Genomic DNA, 25,499 nt, shown 5'->3' with positions numbered 1-25,499 from the left:
TCTCTCCTGGGTAATCCGGTACTGCACCACGGAATATGGTGTCGAGCATTGCAGCCCGTGGTCTGTTATTTCGCGGGGTGGAAAGGCTGGTTGATCGTGGTGAAGTACTGAACGGCGGCCATGATCGCCACCGGTGCGGTCACCAGCAATTGGCCGGCGAGTGTGCCGAGTGCGCCCACGGCGATGATGCCGCCGAGGCATCCGACGGCGGCCGCGGGAACGAATGCGCCGAAGAGTCCGACGATGGTCGCGGCGGCGACCGTGGCTCCGGCGATTCCGCCGAGAACGCAACCGACCGCTCCGCCGGCCAGCCCGCCGACCAGGGTTCCCACGGTCGCGCCGGTGGTGAGGGTCTGGAACATGCGATTCCACGCCGCTTGTTCGCGGTCGTACGGCGTCTTCCACGGGGCCGAGTCTTCGTATGGCAGCGCGACCGGCCGGTAAACCGCGTGCTGCATATCGAATCGCGGAGTCAATGTCGCTGTGTGGTCGCGTATTTCGGCGGCGATGGGAAAGACGAAATCATCCACCCGGAACGACAGTTCGGTACCCGCCAGAACTTTTCCGTCGGAGGCCTTGATTCGGAACACTCCGTTGTCGGCATCCATCGTCCCCGCGTCCGTGGTGATCACGGTGGATTGGTCGGTCGCTGTTGCCTTGTAATTCACCACGTCGGCCCGTGCGGCCGGCGTGGCACCGGAGGAGCCGGCGCAAACGGCGAGAGTGGCCGCGGCTGCCGTGGACACGGTGACGAAACTCCTGAACATATTTTCTCCTCGAGACGCCGACAAATACGAAGTCGGGCGTGCGGAAATGTGAACGCCGAATGCGTCACTCCCGATTCTCAGGTGATGCGGCGGGCTGCCGTGCTGTGTCGGGGACCACAGCGTATCACGCATAGTATACAAAATCTAGTATTTTTAGACCCAGCGCGGAGTGGGCCAGAGGGGTAGCTGACGGTCCCCGATACTGTTGTAGCCGTGCCTATTCGGAATCGACTCCGGTCCGTGTGCGACTGCGCCGTCCACCTCGTCGGGTGAACGGCGCAGTCGCAGTTATTGGACGGGCGATCAGAAATCGTCGGGGATCGAGCGGGCGGCCGGTCTCGGCATCAGTGAATCGCAGAGGTCGAATGTGCCGATTCGACGGCATACGGCCGGCGGTGACGACCCTCGAAATCGATGACGCCGCGGATATTGAGGCCCGCGTGCAAATCCTCGTATGCCTCGTTGACCTGTTCGAGTCGGTATGTGCGAGTGATCATTTCGTCGAGCCGCAGCGCTCCCCGCCGGTAGAGTTCGAGCAGCATCGGCACCTCGTTCTGCGGTCCCGCCATACCGTACAACGCGCCTTGAATGCGCTTTTCGCTCATCGTCAAATCCAGCACGGGCACCGATATCTCGGTCAGGGTATGTGGTGCCGCGCTGGTCACCACCAGGGTCCCCCGTTTACCCAGCGCGTCGTAGGACTGCTTCAACTGCTCCTGCGTGGGAACCCCGATACAGACGACGACCGAGTCGGCGCCCTGACCGTTAGTGGCCGAGCGAGCCACATCGGCTGCCTCGTCGATCGTTTCGACCGCATCGGTCGCGCCGAGGGTGAGCGCCAGTGTGCGCTTCATCCGCACCGGGTCGACGGCGATCACGTGCCCGGCGCCACGGAAGGCCGCACCCTGCACGGCACTCATTCCGATTCCGCCGGTGCCGACGACGACCACCACATCGCCGACATCGATATCGGCCGCGCGCGTCGATGATCCCCATCCGGTGGGCACCGCACAGCCCACGATGGCCGCGGTCCGGAACGGGATGTCGTCGGGAACCTTCACCACACATTCCTGCGGCACCGTCGTCCACTCCGAGAACGTCGACAGGCATGCGTTCTGTGCGATACCCCGGCCGTCGGTGTGCATGCGAAAAGTGCCGTCGGGGCGCGTGCCGACAGTGATGAGATGTCCGGCGTCGCACAGGTTCTGATGCCCCGTCACGCACATGCGACAGTGGCCGCATGCGGTGATGAACGATGTCACCACATGGTCGCCGGGCTCGACGCGGGTGACGCCGGGACCCACGGCTTCGACCACGCCGGCGCCCTCATGCCCACCGCACGCGGGTAGGAGTGGAATTGCATGTCGCCCTTGGCGAAATGGTCGTCGGAATGGCACAGGCCGGAGGCCATCACCTTGACGAGAACCTCGCCTTCGCGGGGCTCGTCGAGATCCACTTCCCGGACGTCCCAGGCGCCCGGTGCTTGCCACAGGATGGCTGCGGTCGTTTTCACCTCATGTTCCTCACTCTTGCCAGTCGGTCACGGCGTGTGAACTGCTCGGCGAATGCCTGTGCCGCGCAGAAAAATACGGCGCGCCATGACTCCGTGGTCGGTTCGATGTCCCGCCCGCAGCGCCGCGGCAGCTTCGGCGATATCGGCCGGATCAGCTGTCATGCGATGTGCTTGCGAGCCCACGCGGCGGATTCGGCGATCGTCCGGTCCGCCTCCGGATCGTTGCCCGCCGCGAACGGATGGACGTGCTGGCGGGCGGGGGCGACGTCGAGCGTCACATCGACGCCGGCGGCCTCGGCGGCCTTCACGAATTCCCTCGCACCGCCGAGCAGATTCTCGTGACCGCCGGCCGAGATGTACACCGGCGGGAAACCTGTGAGGTCGGCGTACAGCGGATTGCACAGCGGGTCCGACGTGCTCCGGCCGCCGAACGCGATCGACCCCATCGACACGATCACGGCCTTGCTCGCGAGCATGTCGTTGTCCTCGTTGACCATCCAGTTGCCGTCCCAGTCGAGACCGGGAGACAGCGTCAACACCGCACCGGGCAGCGGCTCAGCCAACTCTCGCAGCTGCACCACGAGGGCGAGAGCCAGTGTGCCGCCGGCGGAATCGCCCGCGCTGACGATTCGCCCGGCGTCGAATCCCTCGGAAAGCAGCCACCGATACGCTTTCACTCCGTCGTCGACCTGCGCCGGGTACAGCACCTCGGGCGCGCGGCGATACTCGACGACGAGCACCCGCGCACCGAAGGCCTTCGCGAGATGACCGGCCATCTTCCGGTGCGAGTTGGTGGAGCCGACGATGAATCCGCCGCCGTGGAAGTACACAACCGCCGAACTCGGATCAGCGTCGGCCGGGATACACCAGACCGCGGGCAGACCGTCGATGTCGACCGATTCGTAGCTCACCGCAGTGGGCTCCGTGGCGACGGTGTGCCAGCCCTCCTGCATATCGCGCATGGTCTGCACGGACATCTGCGGATCGGCTTGCATCCGCCCGGTCCATTCGACGTACAGGGATCGGAGGGGATCGGTGAACTCTGTCGACATGGTCGGCTCCTGGTTGCGGGCGCGGCAGCACAACTCGCGGTTCGATGAACTGTCCGAATGCCGGCAAGGATGAACGGCGTTGTGCGCCACGAGATTCTGATTGTGCGCATGCCCGGTGTCGGGCTTGAGTGACGTGCATCACTGATGATTGAGCCAACCGCGCGATAAAGCAATTGACATTCTTCGAACCAGAACTTCGAATTCGTTCAATCGATCGCCCGGCGGATATCGATCGGCTGCGGACGGCCGTTGACCAGGCGTCGGTTATTTGCTCGATGAGCAATCGTGATTTAGCACGAATCGAGCCGAATTTCTCTTGCTCACGGTCGCGGTTGGGCCGTCACCGGCAATTTCGACTCCCGCGTCATCGGAGTGTGGCTACGCGGAATGAGTTCGCTCGGACAGGGATAGGCGGTCGCTGATCTGCCGGGCTTCCGCGGTGACGGCCGCGGTGATCTGTTCGATCCGGGCATCGATACGGGCCGCCGGGCCCGCGAACGTCAGGACGGCCACGTGGACGCCTTCGCGAAAAATCGGCGCGTGGACTCCGCCCAGATCCGGGGTCGTCCGACGGTCCGCGAAGGACACTTCCTCCCGTGTCGTGCGTGCGAATTCGTCCTGCAAGCGGGCTCGGGTATCGGGGTCGTCGATGTGGCGAGCCAGGTAGTCGTCGCGGAATCTCCGGTCGCTGTAGGCGAGGAAACAGCGTCCCGCCGAGGATGGGTAGAGGGCGCGACGTTCGCCGATTCGAGCCGAAAACCGTACGGGGCGAGTGGATTCGATGGCATCGGCGTAGACAATCTGTTCACCGACGCGCATGCACAACAGGACGGTTTCGTCGAATTCACGATGCAGCGATTCCAGACTGGGGCGCGCCAGATGTTCGACCGAGGACGAGCGGGCGCCGAGCAGCGTCTCCACGGCCGGGCCGAGGGTGTAGACGCCGACATCGGTGAGATAGCCGGTGGCGACGAGACCCTTCGCGATGTAGTGCACCGATGAGCGCGGAGCCTCCAATGCCGTCGCGAGTTCGGCGAGCGTCATGCCCTGCGGGTTGCGGGCGACGAGTTCGAGGATGGTGACCACGCGCGACACCGTCCGGTGTTCCTGCGGCGCGGCCGTCTGGTGCCTGGTCGACATCGGTTCATCCCATCACAGTGAACGACGCTGCGGTTCGAGCGTTCATATATACGAACACGATGTTCGTACATATGATGTAGGCTACGGCTTCGTAGTGGCGCGCGCCATATTCGGAATGGCGGTGTGATCGAGATCCAGCGGGATCGGCGCAGATCCCGGAGTTGTATCGCGAGGTCCAGATGGGAACGTTCAACAGACTTCACCTGATCCGGCAGGTCGACCTGTTCACGCTGAGGTTGTTTCTCTCGGCGATCGAGGAGCGGCAGATCGGCCTCGCGGCCATCCGGGAGAACATCGCCCCGTCCACCGCCACCAAGCGAATCCAGGTCCTCGAGGACATCGCCGGTGTCGAACTGCTCGAACGCGGACCCAAGGGTGTCCTGCCCAGCCCGGCGGGCGCGGTACTCGAGCGGTATGCGCGGTCGATCTTCGGAGGCCTGGACGCGATGCGATCGGAAATCGCGGCACTCACCGAGGGTGTGCAAGGCGAGTTGTCCGTCGTCTCCGCGCGCACCATCATCGTGCCGTTCCTCGCCCGCGAGATCGGCGAATTCGGACGCGAGTATCCGTTGGTCGAAGTGGGCCTGCAGGAGACGGAGAACGTCAACATCGTGCGGCAGGTCGCGCGCGGCGAAGCGGATGTCGGCGTTTTCGCCGCCGCCTACGATCTGGATCTGGACGGCATCGACGTCATTCCCTACCGGCAGGATCGGCTCGTCGCCGTGGTGCCGCCGGGGAACCCGCTGGGGGCGAAGACCGCGGTGACATTCCAGGAGCTCGCCTCGGAACGACTGATCGCACCGCGCGCGATGGTCGGCGCGTTCCGGGCCGCGGCCAAGCGGCTCGGTGGTGAATTCCGGTCACCTCATCGTGTGCGCAGTTGTGAGGTCGCCATCGAACTCGTGCATGCCGGACTGGGTGTGACCGTCGTCCCGGAATGCCTGCTCGATCACGCGCTGCTGTCCCGGGTCACGGTGCTGGAATTCGACGAGTCCTGGGCCGTGCGCCGAATCCATATTGCGACGCCGAGTGGCCGCGTGCCGAGCCCGGCCGCGCAGGCGTTCATCCATCAGTTGTCGGCCCGGCCGGAAAACGATGCCGCCGTGCAGGCAGTCGAGGGGTCGTTGCACGCGGTCTCGGCCGACCACGACGCCCCCGTGGGGTGAGCGAACAGGCCACGATGCCGGTGGCGCCGCCACGATGCGGTGCCACCGGCACCTGCTCAGGAACCGGCCCGCTCCACCAGTGCGACCTTGACGTGATCGGGCCGCTTCAACGTCCCGGCGGGCACCAATTCGACAATCGTCTTCACATTGAGTGCCGACCGCACCCGGTCTTCGATGGCGGCCTTCAGGGCGACTTGCCGGTCCGGGGTCAGCCCGGCCGCGTACTCGACCACGAGCGGGAGCGGCCGCTGCGTCGAATGCCCTTCGAAGTCCGCGCGGATACGCATCTCACCGGTCGTCTCGGGTTCCATCTCGACGACGAGTTGCTTCACCGCGGACGGGAACAGATTGATGCCCCGCACGATCAGCATATCGTCGGTGCGGCCGACACAGCGGACCTTGTATCCGGTTCGGCCGCAGGAACATTCGGTTCCGGTGACGACAACGTGATCGCGGGTGCGGAAACGCAGCAGCGGGGAGGCCTGGCGCCGCAGCGCAGTATAGACCAACTCACCCTGGGCGCCCTCGACCGGGTCGACGATATCCCCGGTGACGGGGTCGATCAGCTCGGCGACCATGAGGTCGGGAGACAGGAAATGCATCCCCTCACCGGCCTCGCATTCACCCCAATACGTGCAGGCGATGTCGGTGCCGCCCAGCATCTCTCGCGCGGTGGCGCCCCACAGGGATTCCAGCCGCTGCCGCACGGCGGGCAGTCCGCCACCGGGCTCACCGCCGACGCTGATCGCACGAACGCCGAGATCGCGAGCCTGCTGCCCGACGATCTCGGGAGCCTGTTCGGCCAGATAGGTGAGGAAATACGGCGTGCCGATCAGCGCGTCGGGACGCTGATCGGCCTGCACGCGCAACAAGCGCTCGGCACCGGCCTCGGCGCCGATCGGAATGTCGACGATCCCCATGTACTGCAGGATCTGCACGACCGGCAGACCGCCGACGAAACCCTTGCTCATCCCGAAGGCGTGCAACAGGCGGTCGCCGGGACGGAAACCGTTGGCGTACAGCGCTCGTGCCCCGAGTTCGGACCAGGTCCCGATATCGCTCGGGGTCAGACCCACGTAGCTGGGGCTGCCGGTGGTCCCGGACGATGCCTGGATCTGCACGATCTGCGATGGGGCGGCCGCGACGTGCGCGCCCAGCGGTGGTGTCCGCGCCAGGCTGTCGCGCAACTCCTGCTTCTCGGTGAAGGGCAACCCAGCCAGATCGGCGACGGTTCGCACCTTCTCCGGGTCGACCTTGTGTTCGGCGAACTTCGCGCGATAGAAATCGCTGCGCGCGGCAAGATACGCGATTTGCTCGCGCAGGCGCTCGTCTTGAATCGCCGCCGCATCTGCGGGGGACGCACCTTCGATCTCGCTCCACCACGACTCCGAGAACGGAGCTCTACTCATCTTTCCTCCAATATTGTGCCCGAGGTCCGCGGCCGAACTGGATCAGGGCCATCCTCGCCGGCGGTTCCACGGAAATACCTGCTGCCCAGGTGAAATGGGTGTTATCGCGTTCATCGCGCACCGACGGCAGGCGAGTGCGGCCCACGGCAAACCGAACTTCATGATATCCACGATTCGGCAGTTTCCGATAGGTGAAAGCGGTTCGAATAATTCGAATCTCGAATTCGTATTTTGCCAATTGGAATATCTGCGAAAGCGAAATAGCCTCGCTGTGATCGGGTCTGTCTCGGTCCGCTACGCATGCACTTTCAAGTATCCCGGGAGCTGACACATGGTATGGCAAGGAAAATATGACAGCTTGTTCATCGGTGGACAATGGGTGGCTCCGTCGACCGATGAGCGCATCGACGTGGTGTCGCCGTATACCGAGCAGACGATCGCTTCGGTCCCCGCCGGTGCGAACGCCGACATCGATGCCGCCGTGGCAGCAGCGCGCCGCGCGTTCGATCATGGGCCTTGGCCGCGGATGTCGCTCGCCGATCGACTCGAGGTGATGGGCAGGCTCAGTGCGGAGATGCGGGCGGCCGAGACCCTCATGGCCGAGGTTGTCAGTGCCGAAATGGGTTGCCCGATAACGCAATCACACAGCATTCAGGCGCTGCGCCCGCGCTTGATCGTGGACGCGATGATCGACCTCGCGCAGGAATATCCGTTCGACGAAATCCGCGAGGCCCCCTCCGGCCGGGCCCGGGTGACCCGTGAACCGGTCGGCGTGCTCGCCGCGATCGTGCCGTGGAACGCCCCGCATCTGGTGACGATGATGAAACTGGCGCCCGCGCTGCTGGCCGGGTGCACGGTCGTGCTCAAACCCTCGCCCGAGACGCCCCTGGATGCCTATCTGCTCGCCGAATTCCTCTCACGGGCAGGGCTTCCGGATGGTGTCGTGAATATCGTTCCCGCGCATCGTGATCCGAGCGAGTACTTGGTGACCCACCCCGGGGTGGATATGGTCTCCTTCACCGGCTCCACCGGTGCTGGGCGCCGGATCGGCTCGTTGTGCGGTGGCCTCATCCGGCGAGCCGCGCTCGAACTCGGTGGCAAGTCGGCCGCTCTGGTGCTCGACGATGCCGATCTGGAATCCACGGTCGAAGCACTGCGGGTCGGCGCGTTCCGCAATACCGGGCAGGTGTGCAGCTCCAAGACCCGGGTGGTGGTATCGCGCAGGCGTGCAACGGAATTCATCGATGCCCTCCGTGCCGCGACCGAATCCATGCCCGTGGGCGACCCGTCGGACCCGGCCACCGAATTCGGTCCACTGGTCTCCGCGCGGCAACGCGAGGCCGTCGAGGGATATATCCGGGCCGGGGGTGCGGAAGGTGCGACTGCCGTTCTGGGCGGCGGCCGGCCCGCGGGGCTGGACACCGGGTGGTTCGTCGAGCCGACCATCTTCGCCGGCGTGCGTCCGGAAATGCGTATCGCGCAGGAGGAGATCTTCGGGCCGGTGCTGTCGGTGCTGGAATACGACACCGAGGACGAGGCGGTCGCCATCGCCAACGATTCTTCGTACGGACTCAACGGCGCGATCTTCACCGCCGACCCACAGCATGCGCTCGCTCTGGCCGAACGGATCCGGACCGGAACGGTCGAAATCAATGGCAATCCGGTGGGATTGGCCGCACCGGTCGGCGGAGTCAAGAACAGCGGCCTCGGCCGGGAACTGGGCCCCGAAGGTTTCGACGAGTTCATCGAGTTCAAGTCGGTCGGGTTGCCACGCGACCTGACCGTCCGACACGGAACCGTGGCTGCTACGGAGTGCGGATGAGCGAATCGGCCGGCCCGCTGTCGGGCATCAAGGTAGTCGAATTGGGTGGCGTCGGGCCAACTCCTTTCTCCTGTCAGCTGCTGTCCGATCTCGGTGCCGACATCATCCGCATCGATCGTCCGCCCGGATACGACGGCGGGGCGCCGGTCGCGCCGCGATTCGATCTGCTCAACCGGGGGCGGCGTAGCGCGGCCATCGATCTGAAGAAGCCGGAAGCCGTTGCGGCGGTGCTGGATCTGGTGCGCCGGGCCGATGTTCTGGTCGAAGGTTTTCGTCCGGGCGTCGCCGAAAGACTGGGGCTGGGGCCCGACGAATGCATGGGGGCGAACCCCGGCTTGGTTTATGGCCGGATGACAGGCTGGGGTCAACATGGCCCGCTCGCTCAGGCGCCCGGGCACGACATCAACTACATCGCGCTGACCGGAGTTCTGCATTCGATCGGTTCCGCGGGCGGTCCGCCGACTCCTCCGCTGAATCTCGCCGGTGACTTCGGCGGCGGCGCGCTGTATCTGGCGTTCGGCATTCTCGCCGCGTTGCTGGAACGCCACGGTTCAGGGCGGGGACAGGTGATCGACGCGGCGATGGTCGATGGATCGGCCTCTCTCATGACACTGTTCTACGGACTGCACGCGGCGGGCTATTGGCGCGACGAGCGGGGCGTGAACCGGCTCGACTCCGGCGCGCCCTGGTACACCACGTATCGCGCGCGCGACGGGCAATGGCTGGCGATCGGTTCCAATGAAGCGCGTTTCTGGCGCAACACGCTGCGCATTCTGGAATTGGACGAGGCCGAAATGCCCGATCAGCACGACCGGTCCCGCTGGCCGGAAATGTGCGAGCGCCTCGCCGAGGTGTTCGCCACCCGCACCCGCGACGAATGGTGTGAGCTGGCCGAAGGCGAGGATGTGTGCTTCGCGCCGGTGCTGTCGCTGAGCGAGGCTCCCCAGCATCCGCATCTGCGGGCCCGGGAAACGTTCATCGAGGTCGAGGGCGTGGTCCAACCCGCACCGGCGCCGCGTTTCAGTCGCACGCCGGGCGCCGTCCAGCGACCGCCCGCGCGCCCGGGCGAGCACACCGACGAGGTGCTCGGCGACTGGGGATTCGCGCCGGCGCGGCTGGCGGCGCTGCGTGCCGCCGGGGCGATCACATGAACCGGATTGTGCGCCCGGAAAATCGTCGATCGCACTGTTCGAATCCGTCGAAGCGCTGATTCGCAATTTATCACTTGGATCGCCGGGGCCCGCGGTTTAGCCTCGATACCGGGGCGAATCCGAAAATCACCGGCTCTTACATCACTATTTGGAGCGAACACGAAATGAATTCGAACTTTCTCACCGAATCCCAGGCGGACTGGCTCGATGTGGTCAACAAATTCATGGACAACGAGATCACCGTCGAATACGTGCGCAAATGCGACTCGGGCCGCGAATACCCGTACGAAGCCTATGAGAAGATCGCGAAACAGGGCTGGCTCGGCATTCTCATCCCGGAGGACGAGGGCGGCTCCGGCGGTGACATCTTCGACTATTCGCTGATGGCCGAAGGACTGGGCAAATTCGGATTCGACTTCGCCTGCTCTGTGCTCGTGCCCACCTTCACCGCGATGAACATCATCAAGTACGGCACCGCGGAGCAGAAGGCGCGCTACGTCAAGCCGTTCATCGACGGGCAGATTCGGTTCTCGGTGTCGATCTCCGAACCCGACGCCGGCTCCGACGCCTCCAACACCAAGACCCGCGCTCGCCGCGACGAGAACGGCGACTGGGTCGTGTCCGGTCAGAAGCTGTGGTGCAGTGGCGCCGCCGCGAAGGACACCGTGATCGCGATGCTGGTGCGCACCGACACCGAGGACAAGCACGGCGGCCTGTCGGTGCTGTTGATCCCGAACGACACACCCGGCCTGGACATTCGGCGGCTTCCCACCCTGTCGCGTCACGCGACCGGCACCACCGAGATCTTCCTCGACGAGGTCCGCGTTCCCGCCGACGCGCTGCTCGGTGAGGTCGGCCAGGGCTGGAAGATCATCACCGAGCACCTGGAGCTGGAGCGCTGCGCGGTTGCCGCGGCCTATGTCGGAAACGCTCAGGAAGCGGTCCGGGCGGCGAATAAGTACGCCCACGAGCGCGTGCAGTTCGGGAAGCCGATCTACGAATTCCAGGTACTTAAGCACATGCTGGCCGAGAACCAGACGCGGGTCGACGCCGCCCGCCTGCTCTGCTATCGCGCCGCGAAGATGAAAGCGGAGAACCTGCCCGCCGCGAGCGAGACCTCGATGGCGAAGCTGGCCGGCTCGGAGACCCTCAAGCAGTGCGCGCTCGACGGCATGCAGATTCTGGGCGGTTACGCCAACCTGCCCGAGGCGGATATGGAGCGTTACCTGCGCGAGAGCGTGCAGTCCACCATCGGCGGTGGTACCTCGCAGATTCAGCGCACCATCATCGCGAAGTCGATGCGCCTGTCCGCGACAGCGTAACCGTCTGCCCCGCAGTACTTCTGGAGGAATTCGATGGTAGCCATCAACAATCGTATCGATATGCCGCTCGACGAGATCGAGGTCGGCACGATCTTCCGCTCGGGCGGGCGGACGATCACCGAAACCGATGTCGTGAATTTCTGTGCGATCACCGGTAACTGGATCGAGATCCACTCGAATGTGCACTACGCCTCGCAAACGCGGTTCGGTGAGCGGATCGTGCAGGGATCGCTGACCTATTCGGTGATGACCGGGCTGATCCAGTTCGGTCCGTCGATTCAGGCGAACTACGGAATCGACAACCTGCGGTATCTGAAGCCGGTGGTCATCGGCGACACCATCTACGCCACCGCCGAGGTGATCGGCAAGAAGGACAAGGACGACAAGTTCGGGGTCGTCACCTTCTTGATGAAGGCGCTCAACCAGGACGGCTATGTCGTGCAGAAGAGCGAGTGGAGCCTGCTGATGCTGCGCAAGCGCGAGGACCTCGACGCGCTGGTCGGCTCCTCCGTCCCCACCGAGCGCCCGAAGGACTGATATCCGTGCCTGCCACTCCCGTCGCCGCGATCATCGGCATGGGCGATGCCTACGCCTCGCGGGACAACCGCAAGGACCCCATGCAGCTCGCCGTGCAGGCGACCTACGGTGCCCTCGCCGATGCGGGCATTCGTAAGAATCAGATCGACGCGGTCTTCACCGGCCGCTCGCCCTGGGCCGACAAACGCTCGCAGTGGTCGAACATCTTCATCTCGCACATGCACATGCCGGTGACCATCGACAGTGAAATCACCATGCACGGTGCGGGTCTCACCTCGAGTATCGCGATCGCCTCGCAGATGATCGCGGCGGGACAGGCCGAATATGTGCTGTGCCTGCAGAGCGATGCGACCGAGCTGTTCGTCGATGCCGTGGCGATGGGAGCGGAGGCGGATTCGGATCCGCAGGTGGAAGTTCCTTACGGTGCGACGATTCCGTCGCTGTACGCGCAGGCGGCGTGCCGGTATTTCCACGAATTCGGTATCACCGAAGCCGATTTGGCGGATGTCGCGATCGCGAATCAGCGGTGGGGCGTGCGCCATCCGCATGCCGCCAAGGCGCGGTTCGGTGAGATCGATCGGGAGAAGGTGCTCTCGTCTCCCTACGTCGCGACACCGTTGCGCCGGTGGATGTGCTCGACCTGGGGAGGCGGGACCGGCGGTGCGCTGGTCGTTACCTCGCCCGACAACGTCGGCGACCGCGACGGCGTCGTCTACGTCCACGGTTATGGTTCGGCGAGCACGCACGAGTATCTCACCGACCGTATGAACCTGCGGCACAGTCGATTCCCTGGACTTGGTGCGCTGCCGAACCTCACCCACACCGCGACGGCCGAGGCGGCCCGGCAGGCGTACGGCATGTCCGGGCTCGGTCCGTCGGATATCGACATGTTGCAGCTGTCGGTGAACTTCGCGCATATGGGCCCGATCGTGCTCGAGGATCTCGGGTTCGCGAAGAAGGGGCACGGCATCGACATCTACCGCGAGGGCCGCACCGCCATCGGCGGAGATCTGCCGACCGATACCAACGGCGGCTGGCTGTCGTTCGGACAGCCCGGTATCTCCTGCAATATGGACAGCCTCGTCGAGGCCATCCGGCAATTGCGCGGCACCGCACTGGGGGCGGCACCGGCGACGCGACCGGAAACGGTGCTCGTTCAGGGAGCCGGCGGGATGCTCGCCGCGGGCAGCGTCATGCTGCTGTCGTCGGCGGCGTGACCAGGGAAAAGGACTAACGACATGAGCGAAGTACCCCTGAACGAGTGGCCGCAGCCCTACCGCCAGCTCGATTCCGAACCGTATTGGGACGCGGTGGCCGAGGAGCGGCTGACCTACCAGCGCTGCGGGGCCTGCCATGAGGCGGTGTGGCCGGCGCATTCACACTGCCCGCACTGCGATGCCGCCGAACTCAGCTGGCAGCAGTCGCGGGGAGTCGGAACGGTCTACTCCTACAGTACGATCGGCCGCGGCCCGACCCCGGTGTGGGCGGCGATCGTGCCCTACACCGTCGGATTCGTCGAACTGGCCGAGGGCTATCACCTGTTCACCCAGATCGAAGGCGACCCGGAAACGATCGAGATCGGCATGCCGGTGGAGGTCCACTTCGTCGAGCGCGGCGGGCAGAAACTTCCGGTATTCGGCCGCCTAGGCGATGGCACGAAATCCACTGATCCAGTGGGGGATTGACATGGCGGGACCTTTGGACGGCGTGCGCGTACTCGACCTGACCACGAATGTGATGGGCCCCTACGCCTCACTGCAGCTCGGAGATCTGGGCGCCGACGTGTGGAAGATAGAGCCGCCGGCGGGTGACACGATCCGCAATGTAGGCCCATCCCGTCATGCCGGAATGAGCTCGAATTTCCTGCACCTCAACCGCAACAAGCGCAGCCTCGCTCTCGACCTGAAGACGTCGGCCGGGGCCGAGGCATTGCTGCGGATGATCGGCACCGCCGACGTGCTGATGCACAGCATGCGACCGACCGCGATGGCCCGGCTGGGGCTGGCCTACGAGAACGCCCGGGCGCGCAATCCGCGCATCATCTACTGCGGAATGTACGGCTTCGGTCAGGACGGACCCTATGCCGACCGTCCCGCGTACGACGATCTCATCCAGGCCGGGGTGGGGTTGCCGGTCCTGCAGAGCCGCAAATCCGGAGAGCCTGAGAACGTGGCGACGCCACTGGCCGACCGCGCGGTGGGGCTGGCCGCGGGCACCGCGGTCACCGCCGCACTGTATCGACGGTCGATCACCGGTGTCGGCCAAGAAGTTCAGGTGCCGATGTTCGAGACCTTCGCGCAATTCGTTCTGGGCGACCACCTCTACGGCTATACCTTCGATCCCCCGATCGGCGACTGGGGGTACGCACGGACGATGGACCCCGGCCGGCGACCCTATCGGACCTCCGACGGCGGTTACATCGCGGTGAACCTCTACATCGACAAGCATTGGAATTCGTTCTTCGCGGTGTCCGGCCACCCGGAGCTGGCCGCTGATCCTCGTTTCGCCGACGTCCACAGCCGGGCCGAACATGTGGGAATCCTCTACGAATTCCTGTCGGAAGTGTTCCCGGCCAAGACCACAGCGGAATGGCTACGGCTACTCACCGACGCCGATATTCCCTCGATTCGGATGCATACGCCCGCAACCGTTCTCGACGATCCGCATATGAAGGGGGTCGGCTTCTTCCGCGATGAGGAGCACCCCTCGGAGGGTCGGTTGCGCACGATGGGCATTCCGCAGCGATGGAGCGTCGACGCTCCCGAATTGCGTTATCCGGCACCGCGTCTGGGTGAGCATTCGGCCGAGTTGCTCACCGAGGCGGGGTTCGATCGTGACGAGATCGACGATCTGGTCGCCGGCGGCGCCGTGCGCGCGGCGGAGGTGCGAGCACGATGAACGACACATTGGCCGGCAAGGTCGCTGTCGTCACGGGTGGAACGGGCGGTATCGGCGCCGGAATCGCGCGGCGCCTGGCCGCCGGTGGCGCGACTGTGGTACTCAACGGCCGCGACGAGCGCAAAGCCGACGCTGTGCTGGCCCAGATCCGGGGCGACGGTGGAAGCGGTGGATTCATCCCCGGCGACGTTCGTTGCCGGCGGGACATGGATGAACTCGCGGCACAGACCGCACGCCGCTTCGGCGGCATCGACATTGTCGTCCCGAACGCCGGTGGCAATGACGACGAGGCCCGTGCGCCCGAGGTCCGAGGCTCGTTCGCCGACATCGATCTCGATCGCGTCACCGCCTTCATCGGCCAGGCGGTGGGCGCGAAATTGCGCGTCGTGCAGGCGGCGGTGCCCTACCTACGCGAAAGCGGTTCGGGCAGCGTCATATTCGTGACATCTGAGGGCGGCCGGGCGCCGACTCCGGGGCAAACCGCGATAGCGACGTTCTCGGGCGGGCTGATCCAGGCGAGCAAAGTACTGTCCAAGGAGTTGGCGCGCGACCGGATCCGAGTGAACTGCGTGTGCGTGACCGTCGTCCGCGACTCGCCATCGTGGGTGGCTGCCTTCGAACAAGACGACGGGGTTTCGGAGGCGCATCGCCGGCAATACGAGAAAATCCTCGCTCGCGCACCCTTCGGAGTCGCCGCGCCACCCGATATCGGCAATGTCGTGGCGTTCCTGGCCTCCGACGACGCGCACTATCTCACCGGCTCCACGGTCAGTCCGACCGGCGGGCTGACCATTCATTGACCGGGGGTCGAGGGCGGACGACCATGGTTTACAAGCAGAGGTATCGATAATGACCGGACCATTGGACGGAATACGGATTCTCGATCTGACGTCGAATTTCATGGGTCCCTACGCCTCGCTGCTACTGGCTGATATGGGCGCCGACGTCGCCAAGATCGAGTCCCGCGCGGGCGACACCACTCGCGGCGTCGGACCGTGTCGCCATCGCGGCATGGGTGCCATCTTCCTGCACCTCAACCGCAATAAACGCAGCATCGTGCTCGACCTGAAATCCGCGGACGGCAATGCCGCGCTGAAACGGATGCTGGAATCGGCCGATGTGGTGCTGTACAGCCTGCGCCCGCAGGCGATGGCGAAACTCGGTCTGTCCTACGACGACGTCCGCGCGATCAATCCCAAGGTGATCTATTGCGGCGCATTCGGTTTCGGTCAGAACGGACCGTACGCGGCGCGTCCGGCCTACGACGACCTGATCCAGGCCGCGGTCGGTATGCCGGTGCTACAGAGCCGCAAGATCGGCGCGCCGGATTATGTCGCCACCGCGATCGCCGATCGGGTCGTCGGAATGGCGACTTCCACGGCGATATCGATGGCGTTGTTCCATCGTGAGCGGACCGGCCGCGGCCAGGAGGTCCAGGTGCCGATGTTCGAGACCTTCGCGCATTTCGTGATGGGCGATCACCTCTACGGTTACACCTTCGACCCGCCGATCGGTGACTGGGGTTATGCCCGGATGATGAATCCGGATCGCCGTCCGTATCGCACTACCGACGGTTACCTCGGCGTCAATGTCTACACCGATAAGCACTGGCACCGGTTCTTCGACCTGTCCGGACACCCGGAGATGACAGCGGATCCGCGCTTCGCCGACATCCACGGCCGGACCGCGAACATCGCCGAGCTGTACGAGTTTCTGGCACGAACCTTCACCACGAAGTCGACCGCCGAGTGGGTGGGCCTCCTAACCGATGCCGATATTCCGGTGATCGAGATGAACACCCCCGACTCCTTGCTGGACGATCCGCACATGAAGGATGTCGGCTTCTTCATCGACGAGGACCATCCCACCGAAGGCAAGCTCAGATCGCTCGGCATCCCGCAGCAGTGGAGCGAAAGCCGACCGGAATTGCGGTATCCGGCGCCACGGCTCGGGGAGCATTCCACACAACTGTTGGCCGAATATGGTTTCGGCGCAGCGGAAATCGAACAACTGTTGAACTCGGGAGCCGCATACGAGGCCGATCGTGCGACGCCGGCGAATAGGAATCGGAGACAGCCATGACGAGCGATCTGCCGCTGGCCGGAATAACCGTGGTGGAATTGGGCGACAGTGCCTCTGCTCCCTTCGCGGGCAAGATACTCGCGGAATTGGGCGCGCAGGTGTGGAAGGTGGAGCGGCCGAGCGGCGACTCGTCGCGCGGCTGGGGCCCGAGCATGTGGCAGGGCAGCGGCGCCGCGTTCCATGCCTTGAATCGCGGAAAGCATTGCGTCCGTATCGATATCAAGGATCAAGATCAGCTCGCAGACCTGCACGAGTTGATCGCTTCCCGTGCCGACGTCTTCATCCACAACCTGCGTCCCGGCTCCGCGGCGAAGTACGGGCTGGACGCCGACAGCCTGCGGGTGACCAAACCTGAACTCATCTATTCCGAGATCGGCGCATTCGGTCACACCGGCCCGATGAATACGCTGCCCGGCTACGACCCGCTGATGCAGGCGTTCTCGGGAATCATGAGTATCACCGGCGAGGAGGGGCAGGCCCCCGTCCGAGCCGGGGTGTCGATCGTCGACTTCGGCACCGGAATGTGGGCAATGATAGGCATTCTCGCCGCATTGCTGCGCCGGCAGCTGAAGCACTGCGGAGCTACCGTGAACAGTTCGCTGTTGGAAACCGCCATGGCCTGGATGTCGGTCGGTGTCGCCAATTACACCGCCGACGGTGAGATCGGTGGGCGTCACGGTTCGGGAGTCGCCTTCATCGTGCCGCACCGGGCTTATGCCGCGGCCGATGGTCATCTGGTGGTCAGCTGCGCCAACGACGGGCTGTTCGCCCGTCTGAGCGAGGTGCTCGGACATCCGGAGTGGGCTCTGGACGACCGATTCGCCACCAACAGTGGAAGATTGAGAAACCGCGACGAAATCGATCGGTTGATCGGCGAGCGGATCGCGACCGAGACCCGCGAGCACTGGCAGCAGATTCTGCAGAGCGCAGGAATTCCGGTCGCCCCGACCCAGACCACCGCGGAGATCGTCGAGCACGAGCAGATACGCTCCCTCGCGATTCTCGGCAAGCCTTCGGAGGAGGAGATCGCGGTGGTGGGACTGCCGCTGTCGTTCGACGGAAAGCGTTCGCCGCCACTGCATTCGGCGCGCGACATCGGCGCCGACAATGACTGTCTCCGACAGGTCATCAGGACCGAATCCTGACGCCGCGCGGGTCGGGCGCCGAGGCGGTTGCTTTCGCGCCCGACCGGTGGCGCCGCTCAGAGGTACTTCTTGTAGAACGGAATCAGGTGGTTCAACGCGATGGCGACCGGTTCCGGCTGGTCGTAAAGATCGTAGTGCGACCACCCCTCGGCCACAACGAGTTCCTTGTCCTTGGAGGCCGCGCGGCGGTAGAGCTCGACGCCGTCGCGGTAAGCACCGAAGGCGCCGGGCTTGTCGCCGACAACGATGCACAGCGGCTGGGTACCTCGGAGCCAGATCCCTTGCGGGCGCGGTCGGCACCGCGCAGCGACGGTGGCACCGGTGCGGCGCACCGCTCCACGGGCGATGGCCGCGCAGTCGTATGCGCGGCCATCGGTGTCGAAGTTGTCAGGTGTCGTGCACGACGACGCCGCGCAAGTTGCGTCCGGCTTTCATATCGTCGAAGCCCTGATTGATCTGGTCCAGCGAATAGCGGGTCGTCACGAGTCCGTCGAGTTCGAGTGTGCCCTGCTGGTACATCGCGAGTTGGGCGGGAATGTCGGCGGTGGGGGAGCAGGCGCCGAACAGCGCGCCCTGCAACCGTTTCTGGAACAGCGTCAACTCGTGCAGGTTGATGTCGCCGTCCTTGACGAGGGTGTCACCGAGGCCGACGGCGACGCAGGTTCCGCCCTTGCGCACTGCCTGCAATGCCTGACCGATATGACGGCCCGTCGTCACGCCGACGGTGACGATCGAGGCATCCGCGCCTTGACCTCCGGTCAGTGAACGTGCGAGTTCTTCGGCTTCCTCCATCGTCGAGAATGCCTGCGTGGCACCGAATTTCAGTGCGCAGTCCCGTTTGAACTCCACCGGATCCACGGCGATGACCGCACTCGCACCGGCATGTGCGGCGCCTTGGACGGCATTGATGCCGATACCGCCGATGCCCATCACGATCACCACGTCGCCCGGGCGCACCTGAGCCGAATTCACCGCAGCGCCCCAGCCGGTGCCGATACCGCACCCGGTGAGCACCGCGACATCGAGCGGGATCGTCGGATCGATGCGAATGGCCGATGCGGTCGACACCGTCACGTGTTCGCAGAACGTGCCCAATCCGGCGAGCTGTCCCACGGGCCTGCCGTCCATCGAGAGCCGGAACGACGTGGGGTCGTCGAAGCGTGCGCCGGTGGCCAAGAACGCCCCGAGATTGCAGAGATTCTGCAGACCCTTCGCACACCATTTGCAGCGCCCGCAGACCGGCAGGAAGGAGAAGACCACGTGGTCGCCCTCGGCGAAGCCGATGGTCCCCGGCCCGGCCGCTTCCACGATGCCCGCCCCCTCGTGTCCACCGGCGATCGGCAGGATGCCCGGAGTCTGATCCCCGACGGCGAAGTGGTCGTCGGAATGGCACAGTCCGCTGGCGACCATCTTCACGCGGATCTCGCCCGCCCTGGGATCGTCCATTTCCAACTCGACGACCTCGTATCGGCCCGGAGATTCGAGCAGCACCGCGCCCCGTGTCCTCATCGACCCAACTCCTCTGGAAACATGAAATGCGGTCGGGCTGAATGTTTCGCGCCGATCGCGAGAATACTTTGCGCATTTTGGCATCGCCTGCAAAAGCAGGTCAATTGGCATTTTTCGAAATGGGAATTCGCGAAATTTCAACAGAACTCGCATCGGCGTGCGCTCGGCGGCCCACTCGTCCGATCGGGGCAGAGGTCGCAACGCTGACCGAACTCGGGGGTCTCGGGGCCGTGCGGTCCGGCTGCACGACCGTCGTGGTACGGCAACGGCCTGCGCGCGGGGGCGCGCCGCCGCACACGCACCCTCGACGATGCCGAACAGTGGTCAAAATCTAGTGCGTAACATATTCTATTTTGCGTCTGATGCTGGATGACTCCGGATACCATGTCGATCAGCTGCCGCGGTCGCTCGCGACCGGCGGCCGTCATTGGTTGCTCGAATCTTCGGAGTCCCTTCATGACCACCCCTGCGCAGGCCCCCGGCGGGCCTGCTCCACACGGCTCGCCGACGGACGGTAGCGTCCCCGAATCGCCCTGTACACAGAGGAATTCGCCGCCGACCCGCATCGGGTCTACCGCGAGATGCGTCGTCGGTTCGGTGCGCTGGTGCCGATCGAACTGGCTCCCGGTGGGCCGGCCACTCTGGTGATCGACTATCAGATCGCTCGGCGAATCCTCAACGACCCCGAGCACTTCCCGGCGGACCCGCGCCACTGGCAGCAGCGGATACCGCACGACTGCCCGGTGCTGCCACTGATTGAATCGCGGCCCAACGCATTTCGCAGCACGGAAGCCGACCATGCGCGCTACCGCAATCCTTTGTTGCAAGCCGCCATGCTGATCACGACAGGCTGGTGCGCGGGCAGCCAGACTCCGTCGATCAGGATCGGCTGCCGGGGAAAGGTCGTGCAAAGATGTTCGCCAGCGGCGGGTCGGTGAACAGCACCTCGTCCAGAGCCGCGTGCGTGAATCGGGCGGGCAGCCGAGCAGCGTATCGACTACCTCGAAAGTGAGCGGATACGCGTACTGGCCGATGATTTCAGCCGTCCCGGTTTCGCAGAACGCATTACGGTCGCGGCGCTGAGCGAGGTCGAAATGTTCTCGTTGCACCACACGGTCGAACGAATCGCGTTCCCGTTGATCACAGTGCGGACCTGTCGTGGAGTATCGGTCCGCACTCCTGCCCGGCCCCGATCTGTGGCCTATCTGGTCGCGCAGGATGCGGTCGATCAACTACTCGACGCCCTGCCCGATATGCGGCTCGCCGTGCCGGCCGAGCAACTGGCCTGGCGCCCCGGGCCGTTTCATCGCGCACTGACCGCGCTACCGGTCGTCTTCCCGCCCGCACCACCCGTGAGTCTCGGCTGAGCATTCGGAAACCGGTGCGCACAAACGCATTCGGGTCTCCGGTACGGGTGACGATTGTGCACATTTCTGGACAGTCGAGAGCCGGCATGCTGCCTACATTCGAATGGCGTGAACGGGTTCGGAAATGCAGTTCCTTCCGGTCCACCGTGGGAATGATTGCGCGGCAAGCGGTTTGCGCTCGAACAGTATGTGACCACTTCGCTCGGGAGAACGATGATGAGGACGTCAGTGAATATGAGAGCGCGACGGCGCCGGCCTGTGCCCGCGATATCTGCGGTCGGAGAAAAGCACAACATCCGACCGTGGTCAGCGGCGACGACACCGCCGAGACAAGTGGGATCGTCGCGCCGCAGTGGTGTGTTGCGCAGCGTCGCAAAAACTGTTACGACGGCGGTGTTCACCGCGATCGTCGCGGTCGTGGCTCCGGTTCCGAACGTGTCGGCCATGCCCGCGGCCCATCCTCGGTTCCTCATCGTCGGGGGGACAGCGTCGATGGGGATCGGCGTGGTGCGGGTGGAGGAGGACGGCGCTTTGTCGGCGGTTGCAGGCAGCCCGTTCGCGACGGGTTTCGGCATTCTGTCCGTGGTCGTCGCGCCCGACGGGCGCACCGTCTATGTTCCGCACGTCGGTGACCAGGCGGTCAGCGGTTACCGGCTGGACGACAATGGCGCGCTGCGCGAGATTCCGGGCGCGCGTATCGCACTCGACGGTCCGCCCACCGCCGCGCAGCTGACGCCGGACGGGTCTCATCTGTTCGTCGTGGTCGGTGGCGTGCCGGGCCATGTGGTGTCGTTCGCTGTCGCGCCGTCGGGTGCGCTGAGTCCGACCGGTGCGCCGCCGGTGGCGGTGGACGGCGTCAGTGCGGTGGGAATGGCCAGTGTCGATCCGAGCGGACGCTATCTGCGGGTGGCCACCTATATCGGAAATACGTTGTCCAGCTTCGCTATCGGCCCGGGCGGCATCCTCTTGCCGCTCGGCTCGACACCCGTCGAACTCGGTCCGGTTCGCCCCGGCTACACGCCCGATGGCCGGTATCTCTACTCGAGCAATGAGTTCGGCACCGACCTGTCCGGATTCGCGATCGGCGCCGACGGCGGTTTGATCCCCACCCCGGGATCGCCGTATCCGACCGGCGGGGTGCCGCACGGCGCGCTGGTCACCGCGGATGGCCGGCACCTCTACGTGCCCAATGCCGTGGGCGGGTCCATTGCCGGATTCGACGTGCACTCCGACGGCGGCCTTACTCCGCTGCCTGGCTCACCGTATGCCGCTCCGGCGGCGACGATGCCCGGTCAGGTGGCGGTGCATCCCGATGGACGCCACTTGTATCTCGCGGATGTGCTGACCGCGCACGGGACGACAATGGTGCATTCGTACCTGATCGGACCCGATGGCGGTCTCGTGCCGTCGGGTCAACCATCGCTCGATACCGGGGTCGTGATGTCCGACGGTCCGGTCGTCGCGATGACGCCGTAGCCGGTCGAGGACGGTAAGCGTAAGTGGGGCAAGGGAAAAGCGTGCCGGCTGGGCGATCCCCGGCCGGCACGCTTTTCGTCGGGCGACAGCCGACGCCTGTCACCTCTGCAGCGCTGCGGCGTTCCTACTTGCCGACTGCGCTGAGGTCCTGCTCGTCGATCTGCTTGAACGGCACATGCGTTGCGGGATCGAGGATCTCGTCGAGGTGCTGCTGCACGAGCTCCGGTGTCAGCTCCTTGCTCGTGAATCCGGTGTTGAAGCCGAGCACCAGCCGCTGCACCTCGCCGCCCTGGGCTTGGATCACCTCACCGTTGATCGCGCAGTCCTGGTGAGCCAGGTACGCCACCACCGGGCTGACCAGGGAGGTCGGCAGATTGTCGCGCATGAACTGCTTGAACTCCTCCGAGATGTCGGCCTCGTCGGACATCCGGGTCGCCGCGGTCGGAGCGATCGCGTTGACCTTGATGCCGACCTCCGCAGCCTCCAGGCCGAGGGTTCGGGTGAAGGCGAAGATCGCGCCCTTCGCGGAGACGTAGGGCGTCTGCTGCGGGAAGCCGATCAGGGTGGGGGAGGTGGTGTTCACGATGCGGCCGGAACCGCTCTCGATCAGATGCGGCCAGGCCGCGGCGGTGACTCCGGCGGTGCCGAAGAAGTGCACCTCCATGTGCCGGCGGATCGACGGCAGGATCTCGGGTCCGAAGGCGTGCACCTGGTTGATTCCGGCGTTGTTGACCAGGATGTCGAGGCGGCCGAACGCGTCGATCGCGGCCTGCACGATGCCTTCCGGGTTCTCGGTGACCGAATCGAAGTTCGCCACCGCGCGCCCGCCGGCGGCCACGATCTCGGCCACCACGTCCTCGGCCGGAGTCGTGTCGGCACCGGTGCCCTGCGCGGAACCGCCCAGATCGTTGATCACCACCGCCGCGCCCCGCGATGCCAGGAATTTGGCGTGCGACGCCCCGAGGCCGCGCCCCGAGCCGGTGACAATGGCGACGCGTCCGTCGAATGACAACATGAACTTTTCTCCTTCAGTCCTTCGCCGGAAGCATGACCGCGACCATCGTCACGGGTTTGTCGGTGCGGTTGCTCCAGGCGTGTTTGATTCCGCGGTTGATCACCGTGTCGCCCGGCCGCAGCAGGGTTTCGCCGGTTTCGTAGAGCGCGTAGATCTCGCCGTCGAGGATCGTGGCGATATCGATGGTCTCGGTCGCGTGCAGTCCGACGATGCCGTCGCTCTCGGCATTGGCGTCTTCGCCGTGCAGATTGCCGATCGACTCCGCGTATACCGCGGGATCGATCTCGCTGTCGGGCGGGAAGGTGGCCAGCCGGACCACCAGGCCGTGTGCCGGCGGATCGAGTTCCACCTCGGGCTTCAACGTGTCGTCGTCCTGGTACCGGCCCGGCAGCGAATCGGCCCGCCAGACGTCGTTGACCGTGAACGCCGGAAGTGCCACCCGGGTGGCCGTGTCCTCGTCCGTGACGACGGTCGACCTGCCGTCCGCGTCCAGCCCGGCGATCACGCGCCGGGCTGTCCTGTTCAGATGTTCGCCACTCATGAAGTTCCTTTCCCGGAAGCCGAGTCTGTGCCGTCAATCACAAAATACTATATATTAAATAGTCTAGACAAGGACCGTAGCCGGGGCTGATCGGTCTCGATCATCGGTCGCGAAGCGCCTGCGAAGTGTCCAAATATCTGCACACTCGACGCCTTGGCATCGGGACATCATGGTGACGCAGGCCACCTGCACCACCCGATAGGAAGGCACCGACTACCGATGAGCACCACACCAGACCAGGCGACCATCGACCTCGCGGAGAACTGGGTCAAGGCGTTGAAGAACATCGACCTGTTCTTGGAGATCAGCACCCCGGACTGCCAGGTGTGGCACAGCGCCGACGACAAATGGGTGTCGGTGGCAGAGGCTGTCGCCGCCGTCTACGAGCGTTCCGGTGACACCGGCGTGCCCGATTTTCAGGCCCAGGGCGTCACCTTCACCGAGAAGGGCTTCTTCAACGAGGCCACGACCGAGGTGCAGATCAGCGGCCAGGTGATGAAGCTGCATCTGATCCAGCTCGTCGAGGTGCGCGACGGAAAGGCCGCGCGGGTGCGTGAGTACATCGGCCCCGAGATGGGCGTCCAGCCGTAGAAGCCCGGTGCGCCAACCGAAAGCGCGCCGACCGTATTCCGGTCGGCGCGCTTTTCCGGTATGCGACGACAGCCGCGCTCGACAGCCGGCTCGTCCGCACGAAGTGAATGTCAGTTGAGGATCTGGCCGGCGTCGACGCGCAAGTCCAGTCCCGTCACGTAACGCGCGTCATCGGAGGCCAGGTAGGCCACGGCGCCGGCGATGTCCTCGGGTTCGACCCACGCCAGGTCGAGCAGGGGGATGGTCGCGAATCGGGGTTCGACATTCTTCAGGGTGAGCTGGTCCTCGGCGAGATCGGGGGCGAACAGCGCATAGGTCGGCTGATTGTGAATCAGCTTGGTGTTCACCGTTGTCGGCGCCACGCTGTTGACGCGAACGCGGTAGGGGGCCAGCTCCATGGCTGTCGTCTTGACCAGACCGGCGACGCCGTGTTTCGCCGAGCAGTACGGTGACATGTTCGGCGCTCCGATGGTCGCCATCGACGAGGTCGTGAAGATCATCGAGCCGCCCTCGTTCTGCTGTTTCAAGATGGGGATCGCGGCCTTGGCGGTGTGCCATGCCCCCTTCAGATTGACGTCGTGGACGACGTCCCACATCTGTTCGGTGATCTCCTCGGTGAGGCCGTAGTTCCACATACCCGCGTTCGCCACGACGATATCGAGGCGGCCGAGTTGGCGGACGCCGTCGTCGAGTGCTTCCTTGAGGCCGGCGAAGTCTCGCACATCGGCCTTCGTGGCGATCATGGTGCGGCCGAGTTCCTCGACCGCGAGGGCGGTGGTCTCGAGGTCGGCGGAGGTGGAGGCATCGGCGACATTCGTCGCGACCGGCCCGCAGATATCGATGCCGATGATGTCGGCGCCGTCGGCCGCGAGTCGCAGAGCTTCGGCGCGGCCCTGACCGCGAGCGGCGCCGGTGATGAAGGCGACCTTGCCGTCGAGCTTTCCCATGTGGTTGATCCTTTCCAGTACCCCACGCGTAGCCTGGCGAGCGGGGAAA

23 protein-coding genes and 3 pseudogenes are annotated in these 25,499 nt (G+C 64.9%); 15 read left to right on the top strand and 11 right to left on the bottom strand.

Annotated elements, in window-relative coordinates:
* Positions 1 to 65: 65 nt before the first annotated feature.
* The 4 genes from AC5592_RS04215 to AC5592_RS04200 all read right to left on the bottom strand — a co-directional run bounded on the left by AC5592_RS04215 (position 66) and on the right by AC5592_RS04200 (position 4,472).
* Complete coding sequence (locus AC5592_RS04215; protein WP_063063462.1) at positions 66 to 767, bottom strand: DUF8020 domain-containing protein; 702 nt, start codon at positions 765 to 767, stop codon at positions 66 to 68.
* A gap of 344 nt (positions 768 to 1,111) precedes the next feature.
* The gene (locus AC5592_RS04210) at positions 1,112 to 2,164 is read right to left on the bottom strand and encodes a zinc-binding dehydrogenase (RefSeq protein ID WP_371507087.1); all 1,053 of its coding nucleotides are present in this window, start codon (positions 2,162 to 2,164) and stop codon (positions 1,112 to 1,114) included.
* A gap of 274 nt (positions 2,165 to 2,438) precedes the next feature.
* Positions 2,439 to 3,332 (bottom strand): alpha/beta hydrolase, encoded by an 894-nt coding sequence (locus AC5592_RS04205; RefSeq protein WP_063063543.1) that lies wholly within the window; start codon positions 3,330 to 3,332, stop codon positions 2,439 to 2,441.
* A gap of 378 nt (positions 3,333 to 3,710) precedes the next feature.
* A complete protein-coding gene (locus AC5592_RS04200; protein ID WP_063063461.1) occupies positions 3,711 to 4,472 on the bottom strand; it encodes an IclR family transcriptional regulator in 762 nt (253 codons plus the stop codon).
* Between the two features lie 179 nt (positions 4,473 to 4,651).
* Between AC5592_RS04200 and AC5592_RS04195 the strand changes: the two genes are divergently transcribed.
* Positions 4,652 to 5,638, top strand: coding sequence for a LysR family transcriptional regulator (locus tag AC5592_RS04195; RefSeq protein WP_063063542.1), 987 nt, complete (start codon positions 4,652 to 4,654; stop codon positions 5,636 to 5,638).
* 56 nt (positions 5,639 to 5,694) lie between these two features.
* Here the strand turns inward: AC5592_RS04195 and AC5592_RS04190 are convergent, their stop codons facing one another.
* A complete protein-coding gene (locus AC5592_RS04190; protein ID WP_063063460.1) occupies positions 5,695 to 7,047 on the bottom strand; it encodes a phenylacetate--CoA ligase family protein in 1,353 nt (450 codons plus the stop codon).
* A gap of 379 nt (positions 7,048 to 7,426) precedes the next feature.
* Between AC5592_RS04190 and AC5592_RS04185 the strand changes: the two genes are divergently transcribed.
* The 10 genes from AC5592_RS04185 to AC5592_RS04140 all read left to right on the top strand — a co-directional run bounded on the left by AC5592_RS04185 (position 7,427) and on the right by AC5592_RS04140 (position 18,004).
* The gene (locus AC5592_RS04185) at positions 7,427 to 8,869 is read left to right on the top strand and encodes an aldehyde dehydrogenase (RefSeq protein ID WP_371507086.1); all 1,443 of its coding nucleotides are present in this window, start codon (positions 7,427 to 7,429) and stop codon (positions 8,867 to 8,869) included.
* Positions 8,866 to 10,020 (top strand): CaiB/BaiF CoA transferase family protein, encoded by a 1,155-nt coding sequence (locus AC5592_RS04180; RefSeq protein ID WP_063063458.1) that lies wholly within the window; start codon positions 8,866 to 8,868, stop codon positions 10,018 to 10,020. Before AC5592_RS04185 ends, AC5592_RS04180 begins: the two co-directional genes overlap by 4 nt.
* Before the next feature lie 164 nt (positions 10,021 to 10,184).
* Positions 10,185 to 11,342, top strand: a complete 1,158-nt coding sequence (locus tag AC5592_RS04175; RefSeq protein WP_063063457.1) for an acyl-CoA dehydrogenase family protein — start codon at positions 10,185 to 10,187, stop codon at positions 11,340 to 11,342.
* Between the two features lie 33 nt (positions 11,343 to 11,375).
* Positions 11,376 to 11,879, top strand: coding sequence for a MaoC family dehydratase (locus tag AC5592_RS04170; protein ID WP_063063456.1), 504 nt, complete (start codon positions 11,376 to 11,378; stop codon positions 11,877 to 11,879).
* 5 nt (positions 11,880 to 11,884) lie between these two features.
* Positions 11,885 to 13,096, top strand: coding sequence for a thiolase family protein (locus AC5592_RS04165; protein WP_232329186.1), 1,212 nt, complete (start codon positions 11,885 to 11,887; stop codon positions 13,094 to 13,096).
* 21 nt (positions 13,097 to 13,117) lie between these two features.
* A complete protein-coding gene (locus tag AC5592_RS04160) occupies positions 13,118 to 13,564 on the top strand; it encodes a Zn-ribbon domain-containing OB-fold protein (protein ID WP_063063455.1) in 447 nt (148 codons plus the stop codon).
* A 1-nt stretch (position 13,565) separates the two neighbouring features.
* On the top strand, positions 13,566 to 14,777 hold the full coding sequence (locus tag AC5592_RS04155; protein WP_063063454.1) for a CaiB/BaiF CoA transferase family protein: 1,212 nt from the start codon (positions 13,566 to 13,568) through the stop codon (positions 14,775 to 14,777).
* The gene (locus AC5592_RS04150; protein WP_063063453.1) at positions 14,774 to 15,577 is read left to right on the top strand and encodes an SDR family NAD(P)-dependent oxidoreductase; all 804 of its coding nucleotides are present in this window, start codon (positions 14,774 to 14,776) and stop codon (positions 15,575 to 15,577) included. Before AC5592_RS04155 ends, AC5592_RS04150 begins: the two co-directional genes overlap by 4 nt.
* Before the next feature lie 49 nt (positions 15,578 to 15,626).
* On the top strand, positions 15,627 to 16,859 hold the full coding sequence (locus AC5592_RS04145; protein ID WP_063063452.1) for a CaiB/BaiF CoA transferase family protein: 1,233 nt from the start codon (positions 15,627 to 15,629) through the stop codon (positions 16,857 to 16,859).
* Positions 16,856 to 18,004: a CaiB/BaiF CoA transferase family protein gene (locus tag AC5592_RS04140; RefSeq protein WP_063063451.1), complete on the top strand. Its 1,149-nt coding sequence runs from the start codon at positions 16,856 to 16,858 to the stop codon at positions 18,002 to 18,004. Before AC5592_RS04145 ends, AC5592_RS04140 begins: the two co-directional genes overlap by 4 nt.
* A 56-nt stretch (positions 18,005 to 18,060) precedes the next feature.
* Here AC5592_RS04140 and AC5592_RS04135 read toward each other — a convergent pair whose 3' ends face one another.
* Both AC5592_RS04135 and AC5592_RS04130 read right to left on the bottom strand, forming a co-directional pair.
* Complete coding sequence (locus AC5592_RS04135; protein WP_063063450.1) at positions 18,061 to 18,336, bottom strand: alpha/beta hydrolase family protein; 276 nt, start codon at positions 18,334 to 18,336, stop codon at positions 18,061 to 18,063.
* 55 nt (positions 18,337 to 18,391) lie between these two features.
* Positions 18,392 to 19,513, bottom strand: a complete 1,122-nt coding sequence (locus AC5592_RS04130; protein ID WP_063063449.1) for an NDMA-dependent alcohol dehydrogenase — start codon at positions 19,511 to 19,513, stop codon at positions 18,392 to 18,394.
* Between the two features lie 456 nt (positions 19,514 to 19,969).
* On the opposite strand from AC5592_RS04130, the pseudogene AC5592_RS04125 reads away from it, so the two are divergent.
* Positions 19,970 to 20,325: pseudogene (locus AC5592_RS04125) on the top strand (cytochrome P450); the annotation flags it as partial.
* 8 nt (positions 20,326 to 20,333) lie between these two features.
* On the opposite strand, the pseudogene AC5592_RS04120 reads toward AC5592_RS04125, so the two are convergent.
* Positions 20,334 to 20,479, bottom strand: a pseudogene (locus AC5592_RS04120) (cytochrome P450); the annotation flags it as partial.
* 187 nt (positions 20,480 to 20,666) lie between these two features.
* Between AC5592_RS04120 and AC5592_RS04115 the strand changes: the two are divergent.
* Positions 20,667 to 20,880, top strand: a pseudogene (locus AC5592_RS04115) (cytochrome P450); the annotation flags it as partial.
* Between the two features lie 417 nt (positions 20,881 to 21,297).
* Entirely contained in the window at positions 21,298 to 22,356 is a 1,059-nt protein-coding gene (locus AC5592_RS04110; protein WP_198163748.1) for a lactonase family protein, read from the top strand.
* Positions 22,357 to 22,480: 124 nt separating this feature from the next.
* On the opposite strand, the gene AC5592_RS04105 is transcribed toward AC5592_RS04110, so the two are convergent.
* Together AC5592_RS04105 and AC5592_RS04100 are read right to left on the bottom strand one after the other, a co-directional pair.
* Positions 22,481 to 23,371 carry an SDR family NAD(P)-dependent oxidoreductase gene (locus AC5592_RS04105; protein ID WP_063063446.1) on the bottom strand — a complete coding sequence of 297 codons (891 nt, stop codon included), beginning with the start codon at positions 23,369 to 23,371 and terminating at the stop codon, positions 22,481 to 22,483.
* A gap of 13 nt (positions 23,372 to 23,384) precedes the next feature.
* Positions 23,385 to 23,912 carry a cupin domain-containing protein gene (locus AC5592_RS04100; protein ID WP_063063445.1) on the bottom strand — a complete coding sequence of 176 codons (528 nt, stop codon included), beginning with the start codon at positions 23,910 to 23,912 and terminating at the stop codon, positions 23,385 to 23,387.
* A gap of 219 nt (positions 23,913 to 24,131) precedes the next feature.
* Here AC5592_RS04100 and AC5592_RS04095 point away from each other — a divergent pair, with 219 nt between their 5' ends.
* Positions 24,132 to 24,503 carry a nuclear transport factor 2-like protein gene (locus AC5592_RS04095; protein WP_063063444.1) on the top strand — a complete coding sequence of 124 codons (372 nt, stop codon included), beginning with the start codon at positions 24,132 to 24,134 and terminating at the stop codon, positions 24,501 to 24,503.
* A 110-nt stretch (positions 24,504 to 24,613) separates the two neighbouring features.
* Here AC5592_RS04095 and AC5592_RS04090 read toward each other — a convergent pair whose 3' ends face one another.
* Positions 24,614 to 25,450: a mycofactocin-coupled SDR family oxidoreductase gene (locus AC5592_RS04090; RefSeq protein ID WP_063063443.1), complete on the bottom strand. Its 837-nt coding sequence runs from the start codon at positions 25,448 to 25,450 to the stop codon at positions 24,614 to 24,616.
* Positions 25,451 to 25,499 lie beyond the last annotated feature (49 nt).

This window comes from Nocardia violaceofusca NBRC 14427 (assembly GCF_963869435.1).
Taxonomy (GTDB): Bacteria; Actinomycetota; Actinomycetes; order Mycobacteriales; family Mycobacteriaceae; genus Nocardia; species Nocardia aobensis.
This window is presented reverse-complemented; position numbering and strand designations above follow the sequence as displayed.

Bases quoted from the DNA above. Each gene is read 5' to 3' on its own strand.
- AC5592_RS04170 (WP_063063456.1), top strand. From the start codon at position 11,376: ATGGTAGCCATCAACAATCGTATCGATATGCCGCTCGACGAGATCGAG.
- AC5592_RS04205 (WP_063063543.1), bottom strand. From the start codon at position 3,332: ATGTCGACAGAGTTCACCGATCCCCTCCGATCCCTGTACGTCGAATGG.
- AC5592_RS04150 (WP_063063453.1), top strand. From the start codon at position 14,774: ATGAACGACACATTGGCCGGCAAGGTCGCTGTCGTCACGGGTGGAACG.
- AC5592_RS04100 (WP_063063445.1), bottom strand. From the start codon at position 23,912: ATGAGTGGCGAACATCTGAACAGGACAGCCCGGCGCGTGATCGCCGGG.
- AC5592_RS04155 (WP_063063454.1), top strand. From the start codon at position 13,566: ATGGCGGGACCTTTGGACGGCGTGCGCGTACTCGACCTGACCACGAAT.
- AC5592_RS04215 (WP_063063462.1), bottom strand. From the start codon at position 767: ATGTTCAGGAGTTTCGTCACCGTGTCCACGGCAGCCGCGGCCACTCTC.
- AC5592_RS04095 (WP_063063444.1), top strand. From the start codon at position 24,132: ATGAGCACCACACCAGACCAGGCGACCATCGACCTCGCGGAGAACTGG.
- AC5592_RS04175 (WP_063063457.1), top strand. From the start codon at position 10,185: ATGAATTCGAACTTTCTCACCGAATCCCAGGCGGACTGGCTCGATGTG.
- AC5592_RS04145 (WP_063063452.1), top strand. From the start codon at position 15,627: ATGACCGGACCATTGGACGGAATACGGATTCTCGATCTGACGTCGAAT.
- AC5592_RS04160 (WP_063063455.1), top strand. From the start codon at position 13,118: ATGAGCGAAGTACCCCTGAACGAGTGGCCGCAGCCCTACCGCCAGCTC.
- AC5592_RS04190 (WP_063063460.1), bottom strand. From the start codon at position 7,047: ATGAGTAGAGCTCCGTTCTCGGAGTCGTGGTGGAGCGAGATCGAAGGT.
- AC5592_RS04140 (WP_063063451.1), top strand. From the start codon at position 16,856: ATGACGAGCGATCTGCCGCTGGCCGGAATAACCGTGGTGGAATTGGGC.
- AC5592_RS04180 (WP_063063458.1), top strand. From the start codon at position 8,866: ATGAGCGAATCGGCCGGCCCGCTGTCGGGCATCAAGGTAGTCGAATTG.
- AC5592_RS04105 (WP_063063446.1), bottom strand. From the start codon at position 23,371: ATGTTGTCATTCGACGGACGCGTCGCCATTGTCACCGGCTCGGGGCGC.
- AC5592_RS04090 (WP_063063443.1), bottom strand. From the start codon at position 25,450: ATGGGAAAGCTCGACGGCAAGGTCGCCTTCATCACCGGCGCCGCTCGC.
- AC5592_RS04195 (WP_063063542.1), top strand. From the start codon at position 4,652: ATGGGAACGTTCAACAGACTTCACCTGATCCGGCAGGTCGACCTGTTC.
- AC5592_RS04200 (WP_063063461.1), bottom strand. From the start codon at position 4,472: ATGTCGACCAGGCACCAGACGGCCGCGCCGCAGGAACACCGGACGGTG.
- AC5592_RS04130 (WP_063063449.1), bottom strand. From the start codon at position 19,513: ATGAGGACACGGGGCGCGGTGCTGCTCGAATCTCCGGGCCGATACGAG.